Here is a 17,829-nt window from a genome sequence, read left to right on the forward strand (position 1 = left end):
CGGCCAGGCCAGACCCCGTAGCGAACCCCCATGATCGATATCAGCCAGATTGTCAGCAGCGCCGCCAATGCGGTAGCAGGCGCCAGGCGCGCCACCACCGAAGCGGCCGCGAGCGGCTTCGGCGGCGCGCTGTCGCGTGCCAGCGAAAACAACAAGGCTGCCACGCCGGCGCCCGCGGCTAAGGAGACGGCTGCGTGCGACCAGCCCGCATCGCGCCCGGCCGCGGCGCAAGCCGATGCCGGCAAGCCGCAGCAGGCCGCCGCAACCGGCAGGAAGCCCGCAGTCGGCCAGAAGGATAAGGACAAGGATCAGGAAGACACCACGGCGGCAACGCCGTCAGATGCTGCTGCTGCCGCCGCTGCAGCGGCCGCACTGGCGCAGATGCTTCCCGCCACCGCGCCGGCCAGCCCCTCCGCCACGCCAGCCGGCACGGCAGGCACCGCCGTTGCCGCCGTTACCGATGGCGGCGGCGCCGCGGCACTGCAGGCGGCGCTGGCAGCTGCCACGCAAACCCCTGCGGCGGATGCCCGGGCTGAAGCCAGCCCGGCTGCTGCCGTGCTCCCGCCGGACACGCTGCACGTGGCGACCACCGAAGCCCGGCCCGCGCAGCCTTCGGTAGCCGACACGCTGGCCACCATCGCCTCGCAGCGCGCCACGATGCAGGCCGGCGCCACCGCAGGCACCGACGGCAAGGCCGGCACCACGCAGGCCGTCGCGGGCCACATGCCCGCCGCCCCGCCACAGGACACCTCGGGTCAGAACGCCGCCGGTTCGGGCAACCGCCCTGACAGCGGCCTTGGCCAGCACCGCGCCGATCCGCTTGCCGCCAGCACCGGCGCGCCGGATGCCAAACCCGCGGCAATGCCGTTCGCCGCTGCGCCGGCTGCCGCCCGTACCGGCGAAACTACCGCGGCCAGCCCCGACAACACACAAGCGCTGGCCGCCGCGCTGGCCGGCCAGCCAACCCCGTCGGCAGCCGCCGCCGCGGCCGCTGCCGTCAGCCGCCCCGTGGTCGCCCCGCCGCTGTACGACAGCCAGTGGCCGCAGGCCCTCGGGCAGCAGATGATCCGCCTGGGCACGCAAGGCCAGCAAAGCGCCGAGCTGCAGCTGAACCCGCCCGACCTGGGACCGCTGAAGGTGGTGCTCAACGTGGTCAACGACCAGGCCCAGGCCCAGTTCGTCTCGCCCCACCAGGCCGTGCGCGCCGCGGTGGAGGCAGCGCTGCCGCACCTGCGCACCGCGCTGTCGGAGAATGGCATCCAGCTTGGACAGACTTCGGTGGGCGCAGACGGATTTGCCGGCCAGGCGGGAAATGGGAACGGACAGCAACAGCAGGCGCCGGGAAATGGGCGGGGGCAGTTCAGCCTGGGCACCGGTAACCTCGCATCTGCTGAGCCGGCACCAGCGGCCATCGCTGCGGCTCGGCCCATGCGAGTGCTTGGGCGTGGTGAAATCGATACGTTTGCCTGAGCACACGCTGCGCAGCGTGTGCAAGTAGGCCGCCTGACAGGCGGCCTTTTTCATGTCGAAGACCGGCACGCTACATTGCGCACCCGTTCCGGGAATCGTGCATTTCCTCACAATCCTGCAACCAGAGTTAACAGATTGCTGCTAGAATCAGTAAACATTTTTGCTTACCCTTGATCTCCCCTGAGGTGCAGGAGAATCCGGGTGAAGCAGAGCGAATTCCGGCGATGGCTCGCCGGCCAGGGCGCGACCTGCAGTGAAGGCGCGAAGCATGTGAGGGTGTATCTCAATGGCAGGCAGTCCACGCTGCCACGGCATCCCAGCCATGAGATCCGGGTTGCGCAAGGCGATTCTCAAGCAACTCGGCCTGTCATGAATCTCCAGTCTCACGCCCAGACGTGCCCTTGTCGTTACAGGAGTCCCAAAGTGCTGCGTTTCCCCGCCAACATCGTCCCGGATGGCAATGGCTTTGTCGTGTCGTTTCCCGATATTCCGGAAGCCCTGACCAGCGGCGACACCATCGAGCAAGCCCGCGAGATGGCCGCCGATGCGCTCGCCACGGCCATGGAGTTCTATTTCGAAGATGGCCGACCGGTGCCGCTGCCGTCGAAGGCAAAGCGCGGCCAGCATCTGGTTGAACTGCCGGCCAGCGTGTCCGCGAAGGTGCTGCTGCTCAACGAGATGATCGCGCAGGGCGTGACGCAGGCCGAACTGGCGCGCCGGCTGCATACACGCAAGCAAGAGGTACAGCGTATCGTCAACCTGGACCATGCGACCAAAATCGATACGATCGAGGCCGCCTTCCGGGCGCTGGGGAAGCGGCTGGAACTGACGGTCGCCTGACCGCCCCTGGGCGCCCGCAATCTCTCACTCCATGACTTTCGACCTGTTCGACGACCTGCCACCGAGCGGCCCTGCCACTCCCGCCGTCGAGCCCCTCGCCGACGGGGCGGCAGTCCTGCGCGGCGCGGCCCGGCCCGATGCCGAAGTGCTGCTGGCCGACGTCCAGGCAATCATTGCCATGGCTCCCTGGCGGCACATGGTCACTCCCGGCGGCCTGAAGATGTCAGTGGCGATGACCAACTGCGGCGCTGTCGGCTGGGTCTCCGACGCGCGCGGCTACCGCTATGACCCGATCGATCCGCTGAGCGCAAACCCGTGGCCGGAGATGCCGGCGAGTTTCCGGCAACTGGCCGCCACCGCCGCGGCGCAAGCGGGATTTGCCGGTTTCGAGCCGGATGCCTGCCTGATCAACCGCTATGCGCCCGGCACCCGGCTCTCGCTGCACCAGGACCGCGACGAGCGGGATTATGGCGCGCCCATCGTCTCGGTCTCGCTGGGGCTGCCCGCGGTGTTTCTGTTCGGTGGCATGCGCCGCGCGGACAAGCCGCAGCGGATACGGCTGGCGCATGGGGACGTGGTGGTGTGGGGCGGGCCGTCGCGGCTGGCCTTCCACGGCGTGGCGCCACTGGCCGATGGCGATCATCCGTTGCTGGGACGGCTGCGCATCAACCTGACGTTCCGCAAGGCGCTGTAGCCAGCATCGCCTTGGCACTTTGCCGGGTGTTTTCTACAGTCAATGGACTGTCCTGAACGCCACCGAGCAAAGGCCCACATCATGCATCTCGACGGTTCCTGCCATTGCGGCGCGATCCACTTCTCGCTCGAGTCCGATTCACCCTATCCCTATATGCACTGCCATTGCTCGATCTGCCGCAAGACAGCGGGGGGCGGCGGCTATGCGATCAACCTCGGCGGCGACGCCGCCACGCTGCGCGTGCGCGGGCGCAAGCACCTGGGCGTCTATCACGCGGTGCTGCGCGAGCCCGGCCAGCGCGCGCGGCGCTCGCCGGCGCAGCGGCACTTCTGCGTGAAGTGCGGCAGCGCGCTGTGGCTGTGGGACCCGCGCTGGCCCCATCTGGTGCATCCGCATGCATCGGCCATCGACACGCCGCTGCCGCGCCCGCCGGAGGTGGTGGAGGCTGCGCTGGATTCTGCCGCACCGTGGGTGGATGTGCCCAGGGGCAAAGGCCATGTGCACTGCGACACGTGGCCGGATGAATCGCTGGCGGACTGGCACAAGCGGCACGGCTTGTTGTCGCGCAGAACGGCTTGCGTTCGCGATATGAACGTTTTCATCGAGAGATCTTAGTCTTTCTTCCTGACGCGGCAGATGCAACGGTTTGCGCGCCGCACGCATTGCCTCGCGCGGCGCGCACCAGTATCTTCTGGCAACGACCACAAAGAACAAGCCAGGGAGAGCCATGCCGCAAGGCGCCGACGGGGCAGCCAGGGAGCGCCGCATCCAATCCGCACGCTGGGCCGGCATCGCCGCGCTGCTGGCTGCCGTGCTGTGGTGCATGCCGGTGGCCGCCCTGGCGTGGGTGGCCGGCAACGGCGGTGAAGCCACGGCTACCACCAGCGTGGTGCCGGCCAGCAGTACCTCGACGGGGCCCTACCGCGGCTACGTCGGGCCGCCGGCGCAGCCTGACAGCGGCGAACCCGCCAGCGCTGCCCCACGCCAATGGGACCGCGCGCTGCCGTTCTTTGCCCAGCGCGTGATCGACAAGGGTTATGACCTGCCCAATCCCTACGACATCGGCTATTCGTATTTCGACGGGCAACAACGTTATCAGCTCAGCGGACTGAGCGTATCTGCGGGCAGCGCGCCGCTGCGCGGTGCGGACTTTGTGCGCTTCGACCAGTCGCGCATTCGCAATACCTCGAACCAGGTCCAGGTGGGCGCGTGGCTGTTTCCGTTCATGAACATCTATGGAATGCTCGGCACGGTGCGGGGCAGCGGCGATATCGGCATCAGCTTTTCTTCGCTGACCGACCTGGAACGCTTCTTCGGCATCGATATCGGTTGCGGCGGGCGCCGGCCGCGCCCGGATTGCGGCAAGGCGGTCCGGCTGCCGACACAGCATGCCAGCTACAGCGGGCACTCGTACGGCGCCGGCTTCACGCTGGTGGGCAGCTATGGCGATCTTTTCTTCTCGCTGCCGGTGACGTTCACCGTGTCCGACATCTCCATGTCCGAAACGCCGGTCAAGTCGTTCAATATCGGCCCTCGCGTGGGCTGGAACTTCCGCCTGGGCCGCTTCGGCGTGCTGACGCCTTACGTCGGCGCGACATGGTTCCAGACCCATGCCAGCATCACCGGGCATTTCGACGTGCCGGTGCCGGGCACCGACCAGACGCAGCGGCTGAACTACAAGATCGATGAGAAGGTGGTGGGCACCTGGAGCGGTTCGGTCGGCATGAACTGGACCGTCAACAAGTACGTGGGGCTGCTGGTGGAAGTCGGCTACGGCTACAACCGCAACAACGTGATCGCTACCGGATTCCTCCGCTTCTGACGCAGGCAACACCATGTCCTACACCCTCCGCTGCCTTGCCGCCACCCTCGCCCTGCTCTGCGCCTGCGCCCCGGCGCACGCGGACGAGCCGGGCTGGATGGACCGGCTGCTGACCAGGCTTGGCGCGTCCAAACAGGTGGACCTGAGCCACGGCATGGACTGGGGCGTGCTGCCCGGGCCGTTCTACAACCCGGAGATGGGGCTTGGCATCGGCATGGCGGCGATCGGGCTGTACAAGCCGGCCAATGCGGCATCCGACACGCAGATTTCCACCCTGAACCTGCACGGCTTTGTCACCACCCGCGGCGCCATCGGGCTGGGCGTGGACAACACCACCTTCTTTGCCGACGACAGCTACCGCTTCGTGATCACCGGCGCGGTGGTCAATATGCCAACCTCCTATTGGGGAGTCGGCTATGACCGCGCCGTCAACGATGCCAACAAAGAAGGCTACACCCGGCGCGAGTTCTTCCTGCAGCCGCGCATGCTGATGCGCGTGCGTCCCAACACCTACATCGGCGCCGGCATCTCGGTGCAGAATGACGACGCCAACAGCCTGCAGCGCGGCGCCGCCAGCGCGCTCGCCACCGACCCCAACGGGCCGCACGTGTTCAGCTCGGGCGTGACCGCGCATTTCTCGTACGACACGCGCGACTTCCTGCCCAACCCCTATTCCGGCCAGGCGCTGATCGCCAATGCCGCGGTGTACCGGCGCGGGCTGGGCAGCAATACCGATTTCGAGACCCTGGAGTGGTCCTACGACCGCTACTACCGGATGCGCGAGCGCGATGTGCTGGCCTTCGACATCTATGGCCGCTTCAGCTGGGGCGACGTGCCGTGGAACATGCTGTCGCAGCTGGGCGACAACAAGCGCATGCGCGGCTACTTCCTGGGGCAGTACCGCGATCGCAATGTGATCGAGGCACAGGTGGAATACCGGCTGCATATCGCCGGCCGGCAAGGGATGGTGTTCTGGGCCGGCACCGGGGCGATCGCGCCCAAGCCGGGCGACCTGGCCTCGGCGCACTGGCTGCCCAATGCGGGCATCGGCTACCGCTTCGAGTTCAAGCCGCGCGTCAATGTGCGGCTCGATGCCGGCTTCGGGCGGCAGACACGCGGGGTCTACTTCCAGATCAATGAAGCGTTCTGACCAGAGCCTGTTGCCCATCAAATCCTGACTGTCGTTCCCGCGAAGGCGGGAACCCAGTGACTTCTTCCCCAAAGGGGATGTGACAGACGCTGGATTCCCGCCTTCGCGGGAATGACGGTCAATTATCGCAAGGGATCGATCAGGCCGGCAGGAACCCTTCGACCGTCAGGTAGCGCTCGCCGGTGTCGTAGTTAAAGCCAAGCACGCGCGCGTTGGCGGGCAGCTCGGGCAGCTTCTGCGCGATCGCGGCCAGCGTGGCGCCGGACGAGATGCCGACCAGGATGCCCTCCTCGCGCGCGCAGCGGCGCGCCATCTCGCGCGCGGGCTCGGCATCGACCTGGATCACGCCGTCGAGCAAAGACGTATCAAGGTTCTTCGGGATAAAGCCCGCGCCGATGCCCTGGATCGGGTGCGGCGCCGGCGCGCCGCCGGAGATCACGGGCGAGGCCACCGGCTCGACGCCAAACACCTTCAGCTGCGGCCACTTGTCCTTGAGCACCCTGGCGCAGCCCGTCAGGTGGCCGCCGGTGCCGACGCCGGTGATCAGCACATCCAGCCCCTCGGGGAAATCGTTCAGGATTTCCTGCGCGGTGGTGCGCACGTGCACATCGACATTGGCCGGGTTCTCGAACTGCTGCGGCATCCATGCGCCCGGGGTGGCGGCGACCAGTTCCTCGGCGCGCGCGATCGCGCCCTTCATGCCCTTCTCGCGCGGGGTCAGGTCAAAGGTGGCGCCATAGGCCAGCATCAGGCGGCGGCGCTCCACCGACATGCTGTCCGGCATCACCAGCACCAGCTTGTAGCCCTTGACCGCGGCCACCATGGCCAGGCCGATGCCGGTGTTGCCCGAGGTCGGCTCGATGAGGGTGCCACCCGGCCTGAGCACGCCGCGGCGCTCGGCGTCTTCCACCATCGACAGCGCGATGCGGTCCTTGATCGAGGCGCCGGGATTGCTGCGCTCGGACTTGATCCACACCTCGTGCCCGCTGCCAAACAGGCGGTTGATGCGGATATGCGGGGTATTGCCGATCGTCTGCAGGATGTTCTGGACCTTCATCGTGTTCTCCGGGGCGGGCGCGGTGCGGCCAGCCGGGAGGGCAGCGGCACCGCAGGATCGAATGACCGGGCGATTTTAGTGCAAAGCGCCCACCGGGCTGCTTGCAGCTTACTTGCGGAACACCAGGCTGAAGTTGTTGGCCGGCATCGGCACAGGCTCGTCGCAACGCATGCCCTGCGCCTCGCCCAGCGCGATCACGGCCTCCATGTCGCGCACGCCCCAGTCGGCATCGGTGGCGCGCAGCTGCGCGTCGAAGGCCGCGTTGCTGGGCGCGGTGTGCGCGCCGCCGCGGCGATAGGGACCGTACAGGAACAGCACGCCGCCCAGGCCCAGCAGCTTGCCGGCGCCCTCGAACAGCGCCTCGGCAGCGGCCCACGGGGCGATATGGATCATGTTGATGCACACCACCGCATCCGCGGCATCAATGCCCCACGGCTGGCGGCAGACATCCAGCGCCAGCGGCGCGCGCACATTGGCCAGGCCCGCATGCGCGGTCCACGCGGCGATCGACGCGCGCGCGGCGGCTTCCGGATCGCTAGGCTGCCAGCTCAGCCCCGGCAGCGCCGCCGCGAAGTGCACGGCGTGCTGGCCGGTGCCGCTGGCAATTTCCAGCACCGTGCCGCCCGCGGGCAGGACGTTGCGCAATACCGCAAGGATAGGCTCGCGGTTGCGCTCGGTGGCGGGCGCCATGCGGCGTGCGTCGGGATCGTGGGTCGAGCCGGTCATGATGGCATGCTCAGCGGGGGAAAGCGGCTAGCGTAGCAGATTCGGCGCGCGGGCGGCGGCGCCCGCCGGGATGCGATAGATCAGGCGCTCATACTTGCGCGTCGTGGCTTGCCCCACGACCACGCCACCCAGCGATTCGGCAATGCGGCGGCTGGGCCAGTTCTGCTCAGCGACGGGATAGACCAGATGCGATGGCGCCAGGTTAGCCAGCGCCCAGTGCGCCACTGCAGTCACGGCCTCCCTGCCGTAGGCATGGCCGTGGCAGTCCTCTCTGATCCAGATGCCCAGTTCCGGCGCAGTCGTGTCGGCATGATGGAGGCCGGCCAGCCCCAGGAACAGGCTGTCATCGGCACGGCGGATGGTGAAGACGAACTCCGAGCCGCCAGCCATGTTGGCCAGCCATCCTTGCCAGACCGCTTCGAATGCCCGCAGCGATGGCGCCGGCTCCCAGTCCATGAACCGGGCGAGGGTCGGGGTGATGCAGGGGAATGCCTCGATCGCGTCGTCGCCACGAAAGGGCAGCAGGGTGAGGCGCGCGGAGCGGATATTCGGATGCTGATCAGGCATGACTGGCAGCGAGGTCGGCATGATGCCGGAACTGCCATGTTAAACGATCGCGCCGCAATGAGAACGGCGGGCCGAAGCCCGCCGCCGTCATCCGCGCACTAACCGCGGCGCGTATCAGGCCTTGGCCAGCTTGACGCCGGTCGGATCGGCCGTCAGGTAGCCCACGGCAGCACCGAAGCGGTCCTTGTACCTGGCGCGCACCAGCGGGTCCAGCTGCGCCTTCACCTTGTCGTGCAGCGGCGTCTCCCAGTCACCGGCGTGCTGGAAGTTGCTCATCACATAGGTCCAGCCGTTGATCTCGTCCACCGCATGCAGGCCCGTGGATTCGGCGCCGACCGGGCACGACAGCACGCGGCTGAGCACCTTGGTGTCGACGTTGTAGGCCCACAGGAAGTTGTTGACGTGGGTGTTGCTGTCCTCGCCCACAAACAGCGTGCGCAGCTTCTCCGAGAACTTCAGGTTGTCCGGCGTGGCGATCTTGTCGGGGTTGGCAAAGTTGCCCAGCGCGTCCTGCTGCTTCATCTTGCCGCCGCCAAGGTCTTCGCTGATCAGCGCGGGCACGGCGGCCATGTCGGCCGGCACCCATTCGCTGCTGATGGCCGTGCCGGTCTTGTCGGCCTGGCCGCCCTTCAGGTTCAGCTCATAGACCGCGCCGGAGTAGGGGCCTTCCACCTGGATATCGCCGGCGTTGGCGGCATTGCCCTTGAGCATGCTCGACTCGATGCGGGACATCGCCGAATAGGCCTTTTTGTCCTTGATGTTGACGGTGGTGCCTTCCATCTTGGTGAAGCCCAGGCTGCCGCCAACCAGCGCGGCGTAGCGGTGGGTTTCCAGGAATGCCGCGGCCTTTTCCATGCCCGGCATCAGCTTCACCCAGTTCGGCTTGCCGTTGTAGAGGATGCGGGTGTAGCTGGCGTCGGCCGGGTCGGCGGTCTTGACGTCCATGATGTTGGCCAGCTTGATGCCGCCGTCGACCAGGGCGCGGATTTCGGCGCTGGTGGCGCTGCCCAGCCTGATCCACGACAGCGTGGCGCTGCCCGGGCCCACGCCCGAGGTCTGGTTCCACTTGGCCACGTACAGCGTGCCGGAGGACAGGTCGCGGGCGCGGTCGGCGATAAACAGGAACAGGCCGCCGTTGGTGGCATCGTCGCCCATCAGCACGGTGCGCTCGTCGGGCATGACCTGCACCAGCTCGTGCGAGATGCGGCCCAGGCAGTAGTGCTTCTTGATGGAGCCGGTGCCGTCCGGGTTGACCGTGACTTCGGGCAGGTGGCCGTAGTTGTAGGCGTTGGCGCGGGCCGGATCGCCGTACAGGTTCTGGCTGTAGCCCTGCAGCTGCTTGACCGCGTTGGCGTCCATCATGTCGGTCTCGTACTCTTCGCTCGACAGATGGGTGTTCCACGGCGACAGGCTGGCGCCGCAGGTGATCCACAGGCCGTTGACGCCCGAGGTGTCGACGTTGTGGTACTTGACCGGAGTCAGCTTGCCGGTGGCCGGGTCCTGGTCCAGCGTCACCACCGCGATCGGCGACGGCAGCAGGCCGTACATGCTGGCATTGCCCTGGTTGCGCGTGGTGTATTCGAACTGCACCACCGCGAACACCGTCTTGCCCTTGACGCCCGGGACGGTCGGGTTGGCCAGCGTCAGCAGCGAGCTGCCGTCCGGTGCATCGGAGAAGAACTGGCGTTCCTTGCCGGCCACGGAGGTGTCGATGATCGGCTTGTTGTTGATGTCGTAGTAGCCGCCGGCCAGGATGGCGCCGCCCTTGCCGTCCGGCACGGTGTCGCCGGTGATGAAGAACGGCTGGAAGGCCAGCTTGTAGGTCTGGCTGCTGCCGTCGCTGAACGACACCTTGAGGCTGGAGCCCACCGTGGTGGACGCCATGGCGTCCGGCGTGGCCAGCGTCGGCGCGCTCATGCCAACGAATTCGGCGGTGGTAAACGTGGCGGCCCGGGCCGGCGGAACGGGCGCGGCGACAGCGTCTTCGCCACCGCCGCAGCCTGCCACCAGGCCGACGGAGGTCAGGCCAAGCGGCAGCATCGGCGCGCCGGCCAGGATCTTCAGGGCCTTGCGGCGGCCAACTTTGGGTTGTTCAAGCATGGTCTCGATCCGGGAAGAGGAAGGGATATGTTGTTCACTGCGTATTTGCGCCGCTCCCGCAGGCGGGACCGGGCACCTGTTGGCACAGGCGGGCGGCGGGCGGCATTGCGCACAACCGGAGCGGATCGTAGGCCCCTTTTGTGACAGCATGTTGACTACATAAGACATTTACCCGGAGATGCCTGGGCCGCCGGGCCCGCTGCGGTACACTCCCCGTTTGCTTTGCCGCGGCCTGACAGGCGCGGATCCCTGCCCCAGCTTTCAGCCTCTTCGCTTGCCCACCTACACGCTAGCCGCCCCCGTTCACGCCGAGATCGAGATCCGCAAGAGCCGCTTCCTGGCGCTGGCGCGGCCCGTTGCCGACCGCGACGCCGCCATGGCGGCGCTGCAGGCGCTGCGGGCCGAACACCCGACCGCCACCCACGTCTGCTGGGCGCTGCTGGCCGGCGGCGCCTCGGGCATGTCCGACGATGGCGAACCCTCTGGCACGGCGGGACGGCCAATCCTGGAAGTGCTGCGCCACCATGACCTTGACGGCGTGCTGGCGGCCGTGGTGCGCTATTACGGTGGCGTCAAACTGGGGGCTGGCGGGTTGGTGCGCGCTTACACCGACGCCATAGCGGCAGCGCTGAAAACCGCCGAGCGCGTGGAACGCATCGCCTACGGCACCCTGACGGTGGCCGTGGACTATGCCGATGAACCGCGCGTGCGCCGCTGGCTGGACTATGAGGCGCAACCGGGCTGCACCCTGGCCGACACCGCCTACGGCGCGCTGGCCACGCTGGTCCTGCGCATGCCCGCGACACAACTGGACGCCGCGCGCGACGCACTGCGGGATGCGACCCATGGGCGCGCTCAGTTTCCGGAAGCGGAGGATGAGACGCATGGCTGAGCACGCTCCGACCCTGCCGGACGACAGCACCGAATTCACGGCGCACGTGCTGCCGGGAGACACCCGCTTCGCCGCGCCGGCCGGGCTGAGCCTGCTGGAAGCCGCACTGCTTGAAGGCGTGCCGCTGCCCAACTCCTGCCGCAACGGCACCTGCCGCGCCTGCGCCAGCCGGTTGCATGCGGGGACGATCCGCTACCGGATCGAATGGCCGGGGTTGAGTCTGGATGAGAAGGAAGAGGGGCTGATCCTGCCTTGTGTGGCTTGTCCGGCCAGTGATGTCGTGTTTGAGCCGGTAAGTCTCGGGTAGGCGTGATCAGATAAGGCGAACAGGCCCGGGGTACTGGGCAACGAGCTGGTCTGACGTCAGCAGCGTAATGCCTTCGACGGTCGCCTGAGCCACCAGGAGCCGGTCAAAAGGATCCTTGTGAATCGGGGGGAGGCAATCAATCGCCACCGCGTGTTCGCTGCCGATCGGGAGTTCACTGTAGCCGTTGTCAAGCAAGCCTCTGCGCAACACTCGGGCATCGACCTGAAAATCCGCGCGGCCAAGCCCTTGCTTGATCGCGACCTCCCATAGACTGGCCGCGCTGAAAAAAAGCTCTGTGTCCTCGTTACCTAGTATCGCCTGCGCGTCGGGCGACAAGCGCGCAGGGATCAAGGCCGCCCATAGCAAGAGGTGGGTATCGAGCAAGACTTTCATGACTCGCCGCCGAACATGGCTTCAATCTCACGCTGGCCCATGCGATCAAAGTCATCGGGCACCTGACCCTGGCCGGCCATGAACCCCAGCCGCTTGACCTGGTTAGCTTCCGGCGCATTCAAGGCAACGACCTTCACGAGCGGCTTGCCTGCCTTGGCAATCACAAATGGCTCCCCCTTGGCTGCCTGGTCAACCAGCCGGGAGAGATGTGTCTTCGCGTCGTGGATATTGACGGTTTGCATAGCGTCACCCGTTAAACTAAGTTTACTTAGTCTAGTCCGTCTGCATTCTCAAGGCAATAGCCGTTTATCTAAACTCCAACCGCCAGAAAAAACCGCAACGCCAGCTTCAATCCATCCGGCCCCGCCGGATCCGAAAACGCCTGCCCGCCGGCCCCGCCGCTCCACGCGTGGCCCAGTCCTTCCATCCGCACCAGGCGCAGGTAGGGCGACTTGCCCTCGGTCCAGTCGAACACATCCATGGCACGGCGCATGCCGCGCTGGATACGCCGTGCCGGCACCGCGGACAGCGGGTGCGCATCTTCCGGCTGCAGGTGCATCCACATGCCCGCCGCGGCGGTGGCGTTGCTGAAGTCGACCACGTGGTCGGCATCGCCATGCAGCAGCAGTAACGGCGGCGGGCGGCGCCCGGCCAGCCCGGACCGCAGCGCCTGCATGGCCTTGGCATCGGGTCCGCGCTGCCCGCGCATGGCGCGCGCAGCCTGGGCGGCATTGTTGGCGCTCCAGGGCGCCGCGCCAGAGTGCGAGCCGACCGCGGCAAAGCGCCCCGGATAGCGCAGCCCCAGCATCAGCGCCATCGCGCCGCCCGCGGACAGCCCCAGCACGCTGATGCGGTCCGCGGCAACCGGATGGCGGCGGCAGGCCTGGTCGATCAGTGCCATCAGCAGCCCGGCCTCGATGCCACCCTGCGCGGCGGGCCGGAACCAGTTCCAGCAGCGCTGGGCATTGGCCTGCGAGGCCTGCTCGGGCAACAACACCACCCAACCCGATTCCCGCGCCACCGCGGCCGCGCGCGTGACCGCGGCAAAGCTGGCGGCGTCCTGGCCGCACCCGTGCAGCAGCACCAGCAGCGGGGCGCGCCGCGACGCGGTGACGCCAGCCGGCACGAAGATGCGGTAGCGGCGCGGCGCCAGCGGGGTGCCCCAGGCACCCTCTTCCCAGCGGCCGTTGCCACGGCTTTGCGGCGCCTGCACCGGCGATACCACGCCCGACAGCGCGCGCTGCGTGGCGGCCGTGACCGCAGCCGATTGCTTCACCGCGTTGCGCACGATGGCCTCGGTCATCGGCCCGGTCAGGTTCTTGTTGACGGCGCGCTGCACCTGGCGCGCATTGCGGGCCGCGACCTGGTTCAGCGTGGACCAGAGTTTCGCGCCGGGTGAGCGGGGCATGCGGCATCCTGTCGGCTGGGGTAACCGCTACATCATATGCCGTGCGGCAGGCGCACCTTGCATGCAACGCGCGCCGGATGACTGCCTACAATGCAAGGGCTGTGTCGCGCCGAGACACGGACAGGAGGCAAGCATGAGCCATGAGACAAGCGAGTTCAGGCCCCTGGATCCGGGCCGCATCAACCTGATGGATCCGCTTGAAGTGCAGTACTGGTGCCGGGAGCTGGGCTGCAGCACCAGCGACCTGGAAATCGCCGTCGATGAAGCAGGCGACCATATCTCCGCAGTGCGCGCGCAACTGGAATCGAAACAGGCCGGCGCGCGGCCTGGCTGAAATCCCGAGACTAACGGTGGCAGGCAGACATCCCCGCCTGGGTGGGGATGTCTGTGGCGCCCTGCGCCCCCGGCTTGCCACGTGAGATGTCCACCCTGCGTCCGTTCCATGACGGCATGCGCAGCACGCATCAATCGTGAGCGTGCATGCAGCCCGTACTCCTGTTAAACGCAGTGCAGACCGGAGTTCAGCAATACCTTATTCGCTGGACGGCAGTTTTGCTGCATGATTTCCGGCCCGGGCAACGACCCGGCACTCAAGACTGGGACAGCTTGATAACACCATGTCGGAAAACAAGGGGTTGCCAACACTAGGACGCATCGAGAATGAACAACAGGCTGCCGATTTTCACGCTTTGCGCCACCTTGCTTGCACCTGCCGCGTGGGCCGGCAATGACCCGCACTGGAGCTACACGGGACCAACCGGCACCAGCCACTGGGCCGAGCTGGACCAGGACTACCAGACCTGCGCACTGGGCAAGCACCAGTCGCCCATCGATATCCGCACCGGCAAGGCCCGGCCCGCGGACCTGAAGCCGATCGGCTTTGGCTACGCCGCGGCGCCCGGCACCGTGGTCAACAACGGCCATACCGTGCAGGTCAACCTGCCCGCCGCTGGACAGATCGAGCTGGACGGCGTGCCCTACAAGCTGCTGCAGTTCCACTTCCACACGCCCAGCGAAGAGAAGATCAACGGCAAGACTTATCCGCTGGTCGCGCACCTGGTACACCAGAATGCCGAAGGCAAGCTGGCGGTGGTGGCCGTGCTGTTCAAGTCCGGCCGCGAGAACGCGGCGCTGCAGCCGGTCTTTGCCGGCCTGCCGGCCAAGGCCGGCGAGTCGCGCGAACTGGCCGCGCCGCTGGATGTGGCAACCCTGCTGCCGGCAAGCCAGGCGTACTGGGCCTTCACCGGTTCGCTGACAACGCCGCCGTGCAGCGAGGACGTGCGCTGGCAGGTGCTAAGGACCCCGGTTGAAGTGTCGCCGGCGCAATTGGCGGCGTTCCGCGCGCTGTATCCGATGAACGCGCGCCCGGTGCAGCCGCTGAACGGGCGCACGGTTCGGGTCAGTCGCTAAAAACTGCGCCCTGTTTGCGCCCTCTTTGCACGCGGAAGAGGGCGCAACCCCGCTGCGTGCTCAGGACAACCCCCGCATCGCCAGCTCCCCGCCCAGCACCAGCAGCCCGCAGAAGAACAGCTTGCGAAAGCGTTCGGCGCTGATCCGGTGGCGCAGCCACTGGCCCAGGAACATGCCGCCAAGCGCGGGCACCAGTGCCAGCGCCGATGCACCCAGCACCGGCATGTGCAGCAGCGACCCGCCCATGGCCAGGCTCACCGCCAGCGCGATGGTCGACACCGTGAACGACAGGCCCAGCGCCTGCACCAGGCTTTCCTTGTCCAGCCCGAGTCCCTGCAGGTAGGGCACGGCCGGGATCACGAACACGCCGGTCACTGCGGTGATGCCGCCCGTGACCAGCCCGACCAGCGGGCCGAGCCACCACTCCGCCCGAGCCGGCACCGTCAGCCTGACCGCCGCCAGCCCGACCACCGCGTACAGCACCAGCGCAACGCCCAGCGCGGCGGTCGCATGCGTCATCATGCCGGCGGGCACCAGCGCCGCGCACAGCCAGGTACCGGCGCAGATCGCCACCAGCATCGGCCACAGCCGCTGCACCAGCAGGCCGAAGCGCGGGCCGCTGAACAGTTGCACCACGTTGGTCACCATCGACGGCGCCACCAGCAGCGCGGCCGCCTGCGCGGGCGGCATCACCAGCCCCAGCATGCCCACCGCGACCGTGGGCAAGCCCAGGCCCACCACGCCTTTGACAAACCCCGCCAGCAGGAACGTCATGCCGATAAAGGCGGCCTGAGTGCCGATCGATGCCATCGTCATCGCCCCCTTTCTCAGCCTGCCTTGTGGTCGTGCACCGCGCGGCTGTCCGCCGGCGCCTCGCCGCGCTCGTCGAGCCCGTAGTCGCGCAGCACCTGCGCCACGCGCAGCCGGTAGCCGGCAAACACGCCGCCGCGCCCGGCCGCCTGCGCCTGGCGATGCGCCAGCGTATTGCGCCAGGCGATCACCGCGGCCTCGTCGCGGAAGAACGACAGCGACAGCAGCTTGTTGGGATTGATCAGGCTCTGGAAACGCTCCACCGAGATAAAGCCGTCGATGGCTTCCAGCTGCGGGCGCAGGTGCGCGGCGATGTCGAGATAGTTGTCCTGCCGGCCCGGCGCGGGCTCGACTTCGAAGATGACGGCGATCATGTTTGTCTCCCGGGTGATCAAAGGAAATGCGGAATGCGCGCGTTCAGCGACGGACGATAGCGGAATGCCCGCGCCAGCGCGACCGGATCGACGCCCCGCGCGCGCAGCGCCGCTACCGTGGCGGCAGCCAGCGCCTGCGCCAGCCGGTCGCCGGGACAGGCATGGCGGCCGTGGCCGAAGGTCCATGCCCGCTCACCGTCGGCAGGGCCGCTGCATGACGCCGCGGCCAGCAACACCAGCACCGCATCGCCCGCCTTGACGGCGTGGCCGCACAGTTGCGCATCGGCAGCCAGGAAGCGGCGCGTGTTCTGCACCGGCGGATCGTCCCGCGCAACCCGCGCCACCACGACGTCCAGCGGCGCCTCCCACTGCGGCTCGCCGCGGCCCAGCCGCAGCAATGTGCTGCCCGCCAGCGCGGCGGTCGCTTCGCAAGCCTGCACCAGCAAGCCGATGATGTTGGCGGCGACAGCCTGCGGGGCGATCCCGGCGCCGTGGGCGGCTTCCCGCAGCGCGGGCAGCGGACCGTCGCCGGGCGCTGCGTCGGCAAGCCACTGGCCCAGCCATTGCGCGGCCTGCGCGCCGGCTGCCACCGCCTGCCCATCGGCTAATGGCGACTGTGCCGCGGCAAACGCCGCGACACGCTGCGCGACTTCGACCGCCTTGCCACCGTCACCCGCAACAGGCAGCCCCAGCAGGTCAGCAACCGTCACGACGGGGAGCGTGAAAAGCCAGCGGTTGATGTCCTTGCCGGACATCGCGTTGCGGGCGGCCTCACCGGCATCCAGCATCCGCGCCAGCGCCACGGACCGCTGCGCCGCGCTGTCCGGGTCGATGCCCGCGAGCATCGGCATCAGCAGGGCCTTGAGCGGCGCATGCGCGGCACCATCGTTCATGCGCACCAACTGGCCGAACAATTCGCCCGCGGCAGTGCCCGCCAGCGACGGCGGCACCGGCTGCGCGGACGGGCGCACGCAGCAGTCGGGGTGGGCCAGCACGGCCGCGACTTCACGCCGTCCGGCGGCCACCCACAGGCCAAGGCCCTTATCGCGGAAAAACGGGAGGCTGGCAGCCAGTTCCCGATAGTAGGGATAAGGGTCGGGATGGGTGACGGCGCTGAGCGGGTCGATCTCGGCAATGCCGGCAACGGGGGCGGTCTGGGTCATGGAGGCGCGAGTGAAATGTCTGGGCAGTGTGACGATGTCAGCGCCGCAACGTCGGGCGCACATTCGCATCATGCCCCCGGGAGCCGAACCAAAGATTCATGGCGGCGTGAACTATCGAATGCGGCCGCCGGCGCTGCGTGCCGGCAAATGGTTGTATGCTTTGAGCACGGCGTGCCGGACGCCATGTGCGGCCACGCTGGCACTTGGCCTTCCCTACGTTGCCAGTCACGCCAGACCAAGTACGGCGGTGACGACATGAAGCGTGTTCACGCACTGTTTGTGACCGGCATCATGTTGGCGGCATGCGTATCAACGGGCGTCGACGTGAAGCCCGAGCAATTGTCAAACTTCCTGCCCGGCTTCTCCACCCTTGACGAAGTCACCGCACAGCTTGGGACGCCTTCGTCCCGTGCGACGCTGCGCAACGGGACGATGATTCTGGTCTATTCGTTCGCGACTTCCAAGCCCCACCCCGAGAGCTTTATTCCGTTTATCGGGCCGCTGTTTGCCGGCGGCGAGATCCGGTCCTCCACCGTCCTGTTCGAGTTCGACGAGAACGGTGTCCTGAGGAGCCAGCGCAGGACTACGTCGAGCGGGGCCTCGGGATGGAGCGTCCTGCCCCCCGGTGCTCAGCAATGAACGCCGA

Annotated in this window: 21 protein-coding genes; 11 read left to right on the forward strand and 10 right to left on the reverse strand. The window is 67.6% G+C overall.

All coding sequences use genetic code 11. The features are described 5' to 3' along the window. Nucleotides 1-30 precede the first annotated feature (30 nt). The 6 genes from ACREYQ_RS28650 (at nt 31) to ACREYQ_RS28675 (ending at nt 5,976) form a co-directional block, all read left to right on the forward strand. The gene (locus ACREYQ_RS28650) at nt 31-1,470 is read left to right on the forward strand and encodes a flagellar hook-length control protein FliK (protein WP_432261338.1); all 1,440 of its coding nucleotides are present in this window, start codon (nt 31-33) and stop codon (nt 1,468-1,470) included. Between the two features lie 423 nt (nt 1,471-1,893). Beyond that, complete coding sequence (locus ACREYQ_RS28655; protein WP_432262681.1) at nt 1,894-2,310, forward strand: type II toxin-antitoxin system HicB family antitoxin; 417 nt, start codon at nt 1,894-1,896, stop codon at nt 2,308-2,310. Nucleotides 2,311-2,341: 31 nt separating this feature from the next. Beyond that, nucleotides 2,342-3,004, forward strand: a complete 663-nt coding sequence (gene alkB, locus ACREYQ_RS28660; RefSeq protein WP_432261339.1) for a DNA oxidative demethylase AlkB — start codon at nt 2,342-2,344, stop codon at nt 3,002-3,004. A gap of 81 nt (nt 3,005-3,085) precedes the next feature. Continuing rightward, on the forward strand, nt 3,086-3,619 hold the full coding sequence (locus ACREYQ_RS28665; RefSeq protein WP_432261340.1) for a GFA family protein: 534 nt from the start codon (nt 3,086-3,088) through the stop codon (nt 3,617-3,619). 112 nt (nt 3,620-3,731) lie between these two features. Next, a complete protein-coding gene (locus ACREYQ_RS28670; RefSeq protein ID WP_432261341.1) occupies nt 3,732-4,826 on the forward strand; it encodes a hypothetical protein in 1,095 nt (364 codons plus the stop codon). A 13-nt stretch (nt 4,827-4,839) separates the two neighbouring features. Continuing rightward, entirely contained in the window at nt 4,840-5,976 is a 1,137-nt protein-coding gene (locus ACREYQ_RS28675) for a BamA/TamA family outer membrane protein (protein WP_432261342.1), read from the forward strand. Between the two features lie 139 nt (nt 5,977-6,115). Here the strand turns inward: ACREYQ_RS28675 and cysK are convergent, their stop codons facing one another. The 4 genes from cysK to ACREYQ_RS28695 form a co-directional block, all read right to left on the reverse strand. Continuing rightward, nucleotides 6,116-7,033 carry a cysteine synthase A gene (gene cysK / locus ACREYQ_RS28680; protein ID WP_432261343.1) on the reverse strand — a complete coding sequence of 306 codons (918 nt, stop codon included), beginning with the start codon at nt 7,031-7,033 and terminating at the stop codon, nt 6,116-6,118. 108 nt (nt 7,034-7,141) lie between these two features. Further along, nucleotides 7,142-7,759 carry a DUF938 domain-containing protein gene (locus ACREYQ_RS28685; RefSeq protein ID WP_432261344.1) on the reverse strand — a complete coding sequence of 206 codons (618 nt, stop codon included), beginning with the start codon at nt 7,757-7,759 and terminating at the stop codon, nt 7,142-7,144. A 27-nt stretch (nt 7,760-7,786) separates the two neighbouring features. Further along, a complete protein-coding gene (locus tag ACREYQ_RS28690) occupies nt 7,787-8,347 on the reverse strand; it encodes a GNAT family N-acetyltransferase (RefSeq protein WP_432261345.1) in 561 nt (186 codons plus the stop codon). 93 nt (nt 8,348-8,440) lie between these two features. After that, nucleotides 8,441-10,426, reverse strand: coding sequence for a PhoX family protein (locus tag ACREYQ_RS28695; RefSeq protein WP_432261346.1), 1,986 nt, complete (start codon nt 10,424-10,426; stop codon nt 8,441-8,443). Between the two features lie 274 nt (nt 10,427-10,700). Here ACREYQ_RS28695 and ACREYQ_RS28700 point away from each other — a divergent pair, with 274 nt between their 5' ends. Together ACREYQ_RS28700 and ACREYQ_RS28705 are read left to right on the forward strand one after the other, a co-directional pair. After that, a complete protein-coding gene (locus ACREYQ_RS28700; RefSeq protein WP_432261347.1) occupies nt 10,701-11,318 on the forward strand; it encodes an IMPACT family protein in 618 nt (205 codons plus the stop codon). Further along, nucleotides 11,311-11,625 (forward strand): 2Fe-2S iron-sulfur cluster-binding protein, encoded by a 315-nt coding sequence (locus tag ACREYQ_RS28705; RefSeq protein WP_432261348.1) that lies wholly within the window; start codon nt 11,311-11,313, stop codon nt 11,623-11,625. Before ACREYQ_RS28700 ends, ACREYQ_RS28705 begins: the two co-directional genes overlap by 8 nt. Nucleotides 11,626-11,631: 6 nt before the next feature. Here the strand turns inward: ACREYQ_RS28705 and ACREYQ_RS28710 are convergent, their stop codons facing one another. From ACREYQ_RS28710 to ACREYQ_RS28720, 3 genes are all read right to left on the reverse strand, one after another. Continuing rightward, a complete protein-coding gene (locus ACREYQ_RS28710; RefSeq protein WP_432261349.1) occupies nt 11,632-12,018 on the reverse strand; it encodes a type II toxin-antitoxin system VapC family toxin in 387 nt (128 codons plus the stop codon). After that, entirely contained in the window at nt 12,015-12,260 is a 246-nt protein-coding gene (locus ACREYQ_RS28715) for a type II toxin-antitoxin system Phd/YefM family antitoxin (protein WP_432261350.1), read from the reverse strand. The genes ACREYQ_RS28710 and ACREYQ_RS28715 overlap by 4 nt, the downstream gene beginning before the upstream one ends. 68 nt (nt 12,261-12,328) lie before the next feature. Further along, nucleotides 12,329-13,426 (reverse strand): extracellular catalytic domain type 1 short-chain-length polyhydroxyalkanoate depolymerase, encoded by a 1,098-nt coding sequence (locus ACREYQ_RS28720; RefSeq protein ID WP_432261351.1) that lies wholly within the window; start codon nt 13,424-13,426, stop codon nt 12,329-12,331. 133 nt (nt 13,427-13,559) lie between these two features. On the opposite strand from ACREYQ_RS28720, the gene ACREYQ_RS28725 reads away from it, so the two are divergent. Together ACREYQ_RS28725 and ACREYQ_RS28730 are read left to right on the forward strand one after the other, a co-directional pair. Then, nucleotides 13,560-13,760, forward strand: coding sequence for a DUF3606 domain-containing protein (locus ACREYQ_RS28725; protein WP_432261352.1), 201 nt, complete (start codon nt 13,560-13,562; stop codon nt 13,758-13,760). A gap of 326 nt (nt 13,761-14,086) precedes the next feature. Further along, entirely contained in the window at nt 14,087-14,836 is a 750-nt protein-coding gene (locus ACREYQ_RS28730) for a carbonic anhydrase (RefSeq protein WP_432261353.1), read from the forward strand. Nucleotides 14,837-14,896: 60 nt separating this feature from the next. Here ACREYQ_RS28730 and ACREYQ_RS28735 read toward each other — a convergent pair whose 3' ends face one another. From ACREYQ_RS28735 to ACREYQ_RS28745, 3 genes are read right to left on the reverse strand one after another with little or no spacing between them, the layout of a single operon-like run. Continuing rightward, nucleotides 14,897-15,652 (reverse strand): sulfite exporter TauE/SafE family protein, encoded by a 756-nt coding sequence (locus ACREYQ_RS28735; protein WP_432261354.1) that lies wholly within the window; start codon nt 15,650-15,652, stop codon nt 14,897-14,899. Between the two features lie 11 nt (nt 15,653-15,663). Then, a complete protein-coding gene (locus ACREYQ_RS28740) occupies nt 15,664-16,020 on the reverse strand; it encodes an antibiotic biosynthesis monooxygenase family protein (protein WP_432261355.1) in 357 nt (118 codons plus the stop codon). A 17-nt stretch (nt 16,021-16,037) separates the two neighbouring features. Continuing rightward, nucleotides 16,038-17,183, reverse strand: a complete 1,146-nt coding sequence (locus ACREYQ_RS28745) for a cytochrome P450 (RefSeq protein ID WP_432261356.1) — start codon at nt 17,181-17,183, stop codon at nt 16,038-16,040. A 255-nt stretch (nt 17,184-17,438) separates the two neighbouring features. On the opposite strand from ACREYQ_RS28745, the gene ACREYQ_RS28750 reads away from it, so the two are divergent. Beyond that, complete coding sequence (locus ACREYQ_RS28750; protein ID WP_432261357.1) at nt 17,439-17,822, forward strand: hypothetical protein; 384 nt, start codon at nt 17,439-17,441, stop codon at nt 17,820-17,822. Nucleotides 17,823-17,829: the final 7 nt, after the last annotated feature.

This window comes from Cupriavidus sp. TMH.W2, assembly GCF_050847365.1.
Classification (GTDB): Bacteria; Pseudomonadota; Gammaproteobacteria; order Burkholderiales; family Burkholderiaceae; genus Cupriavidus.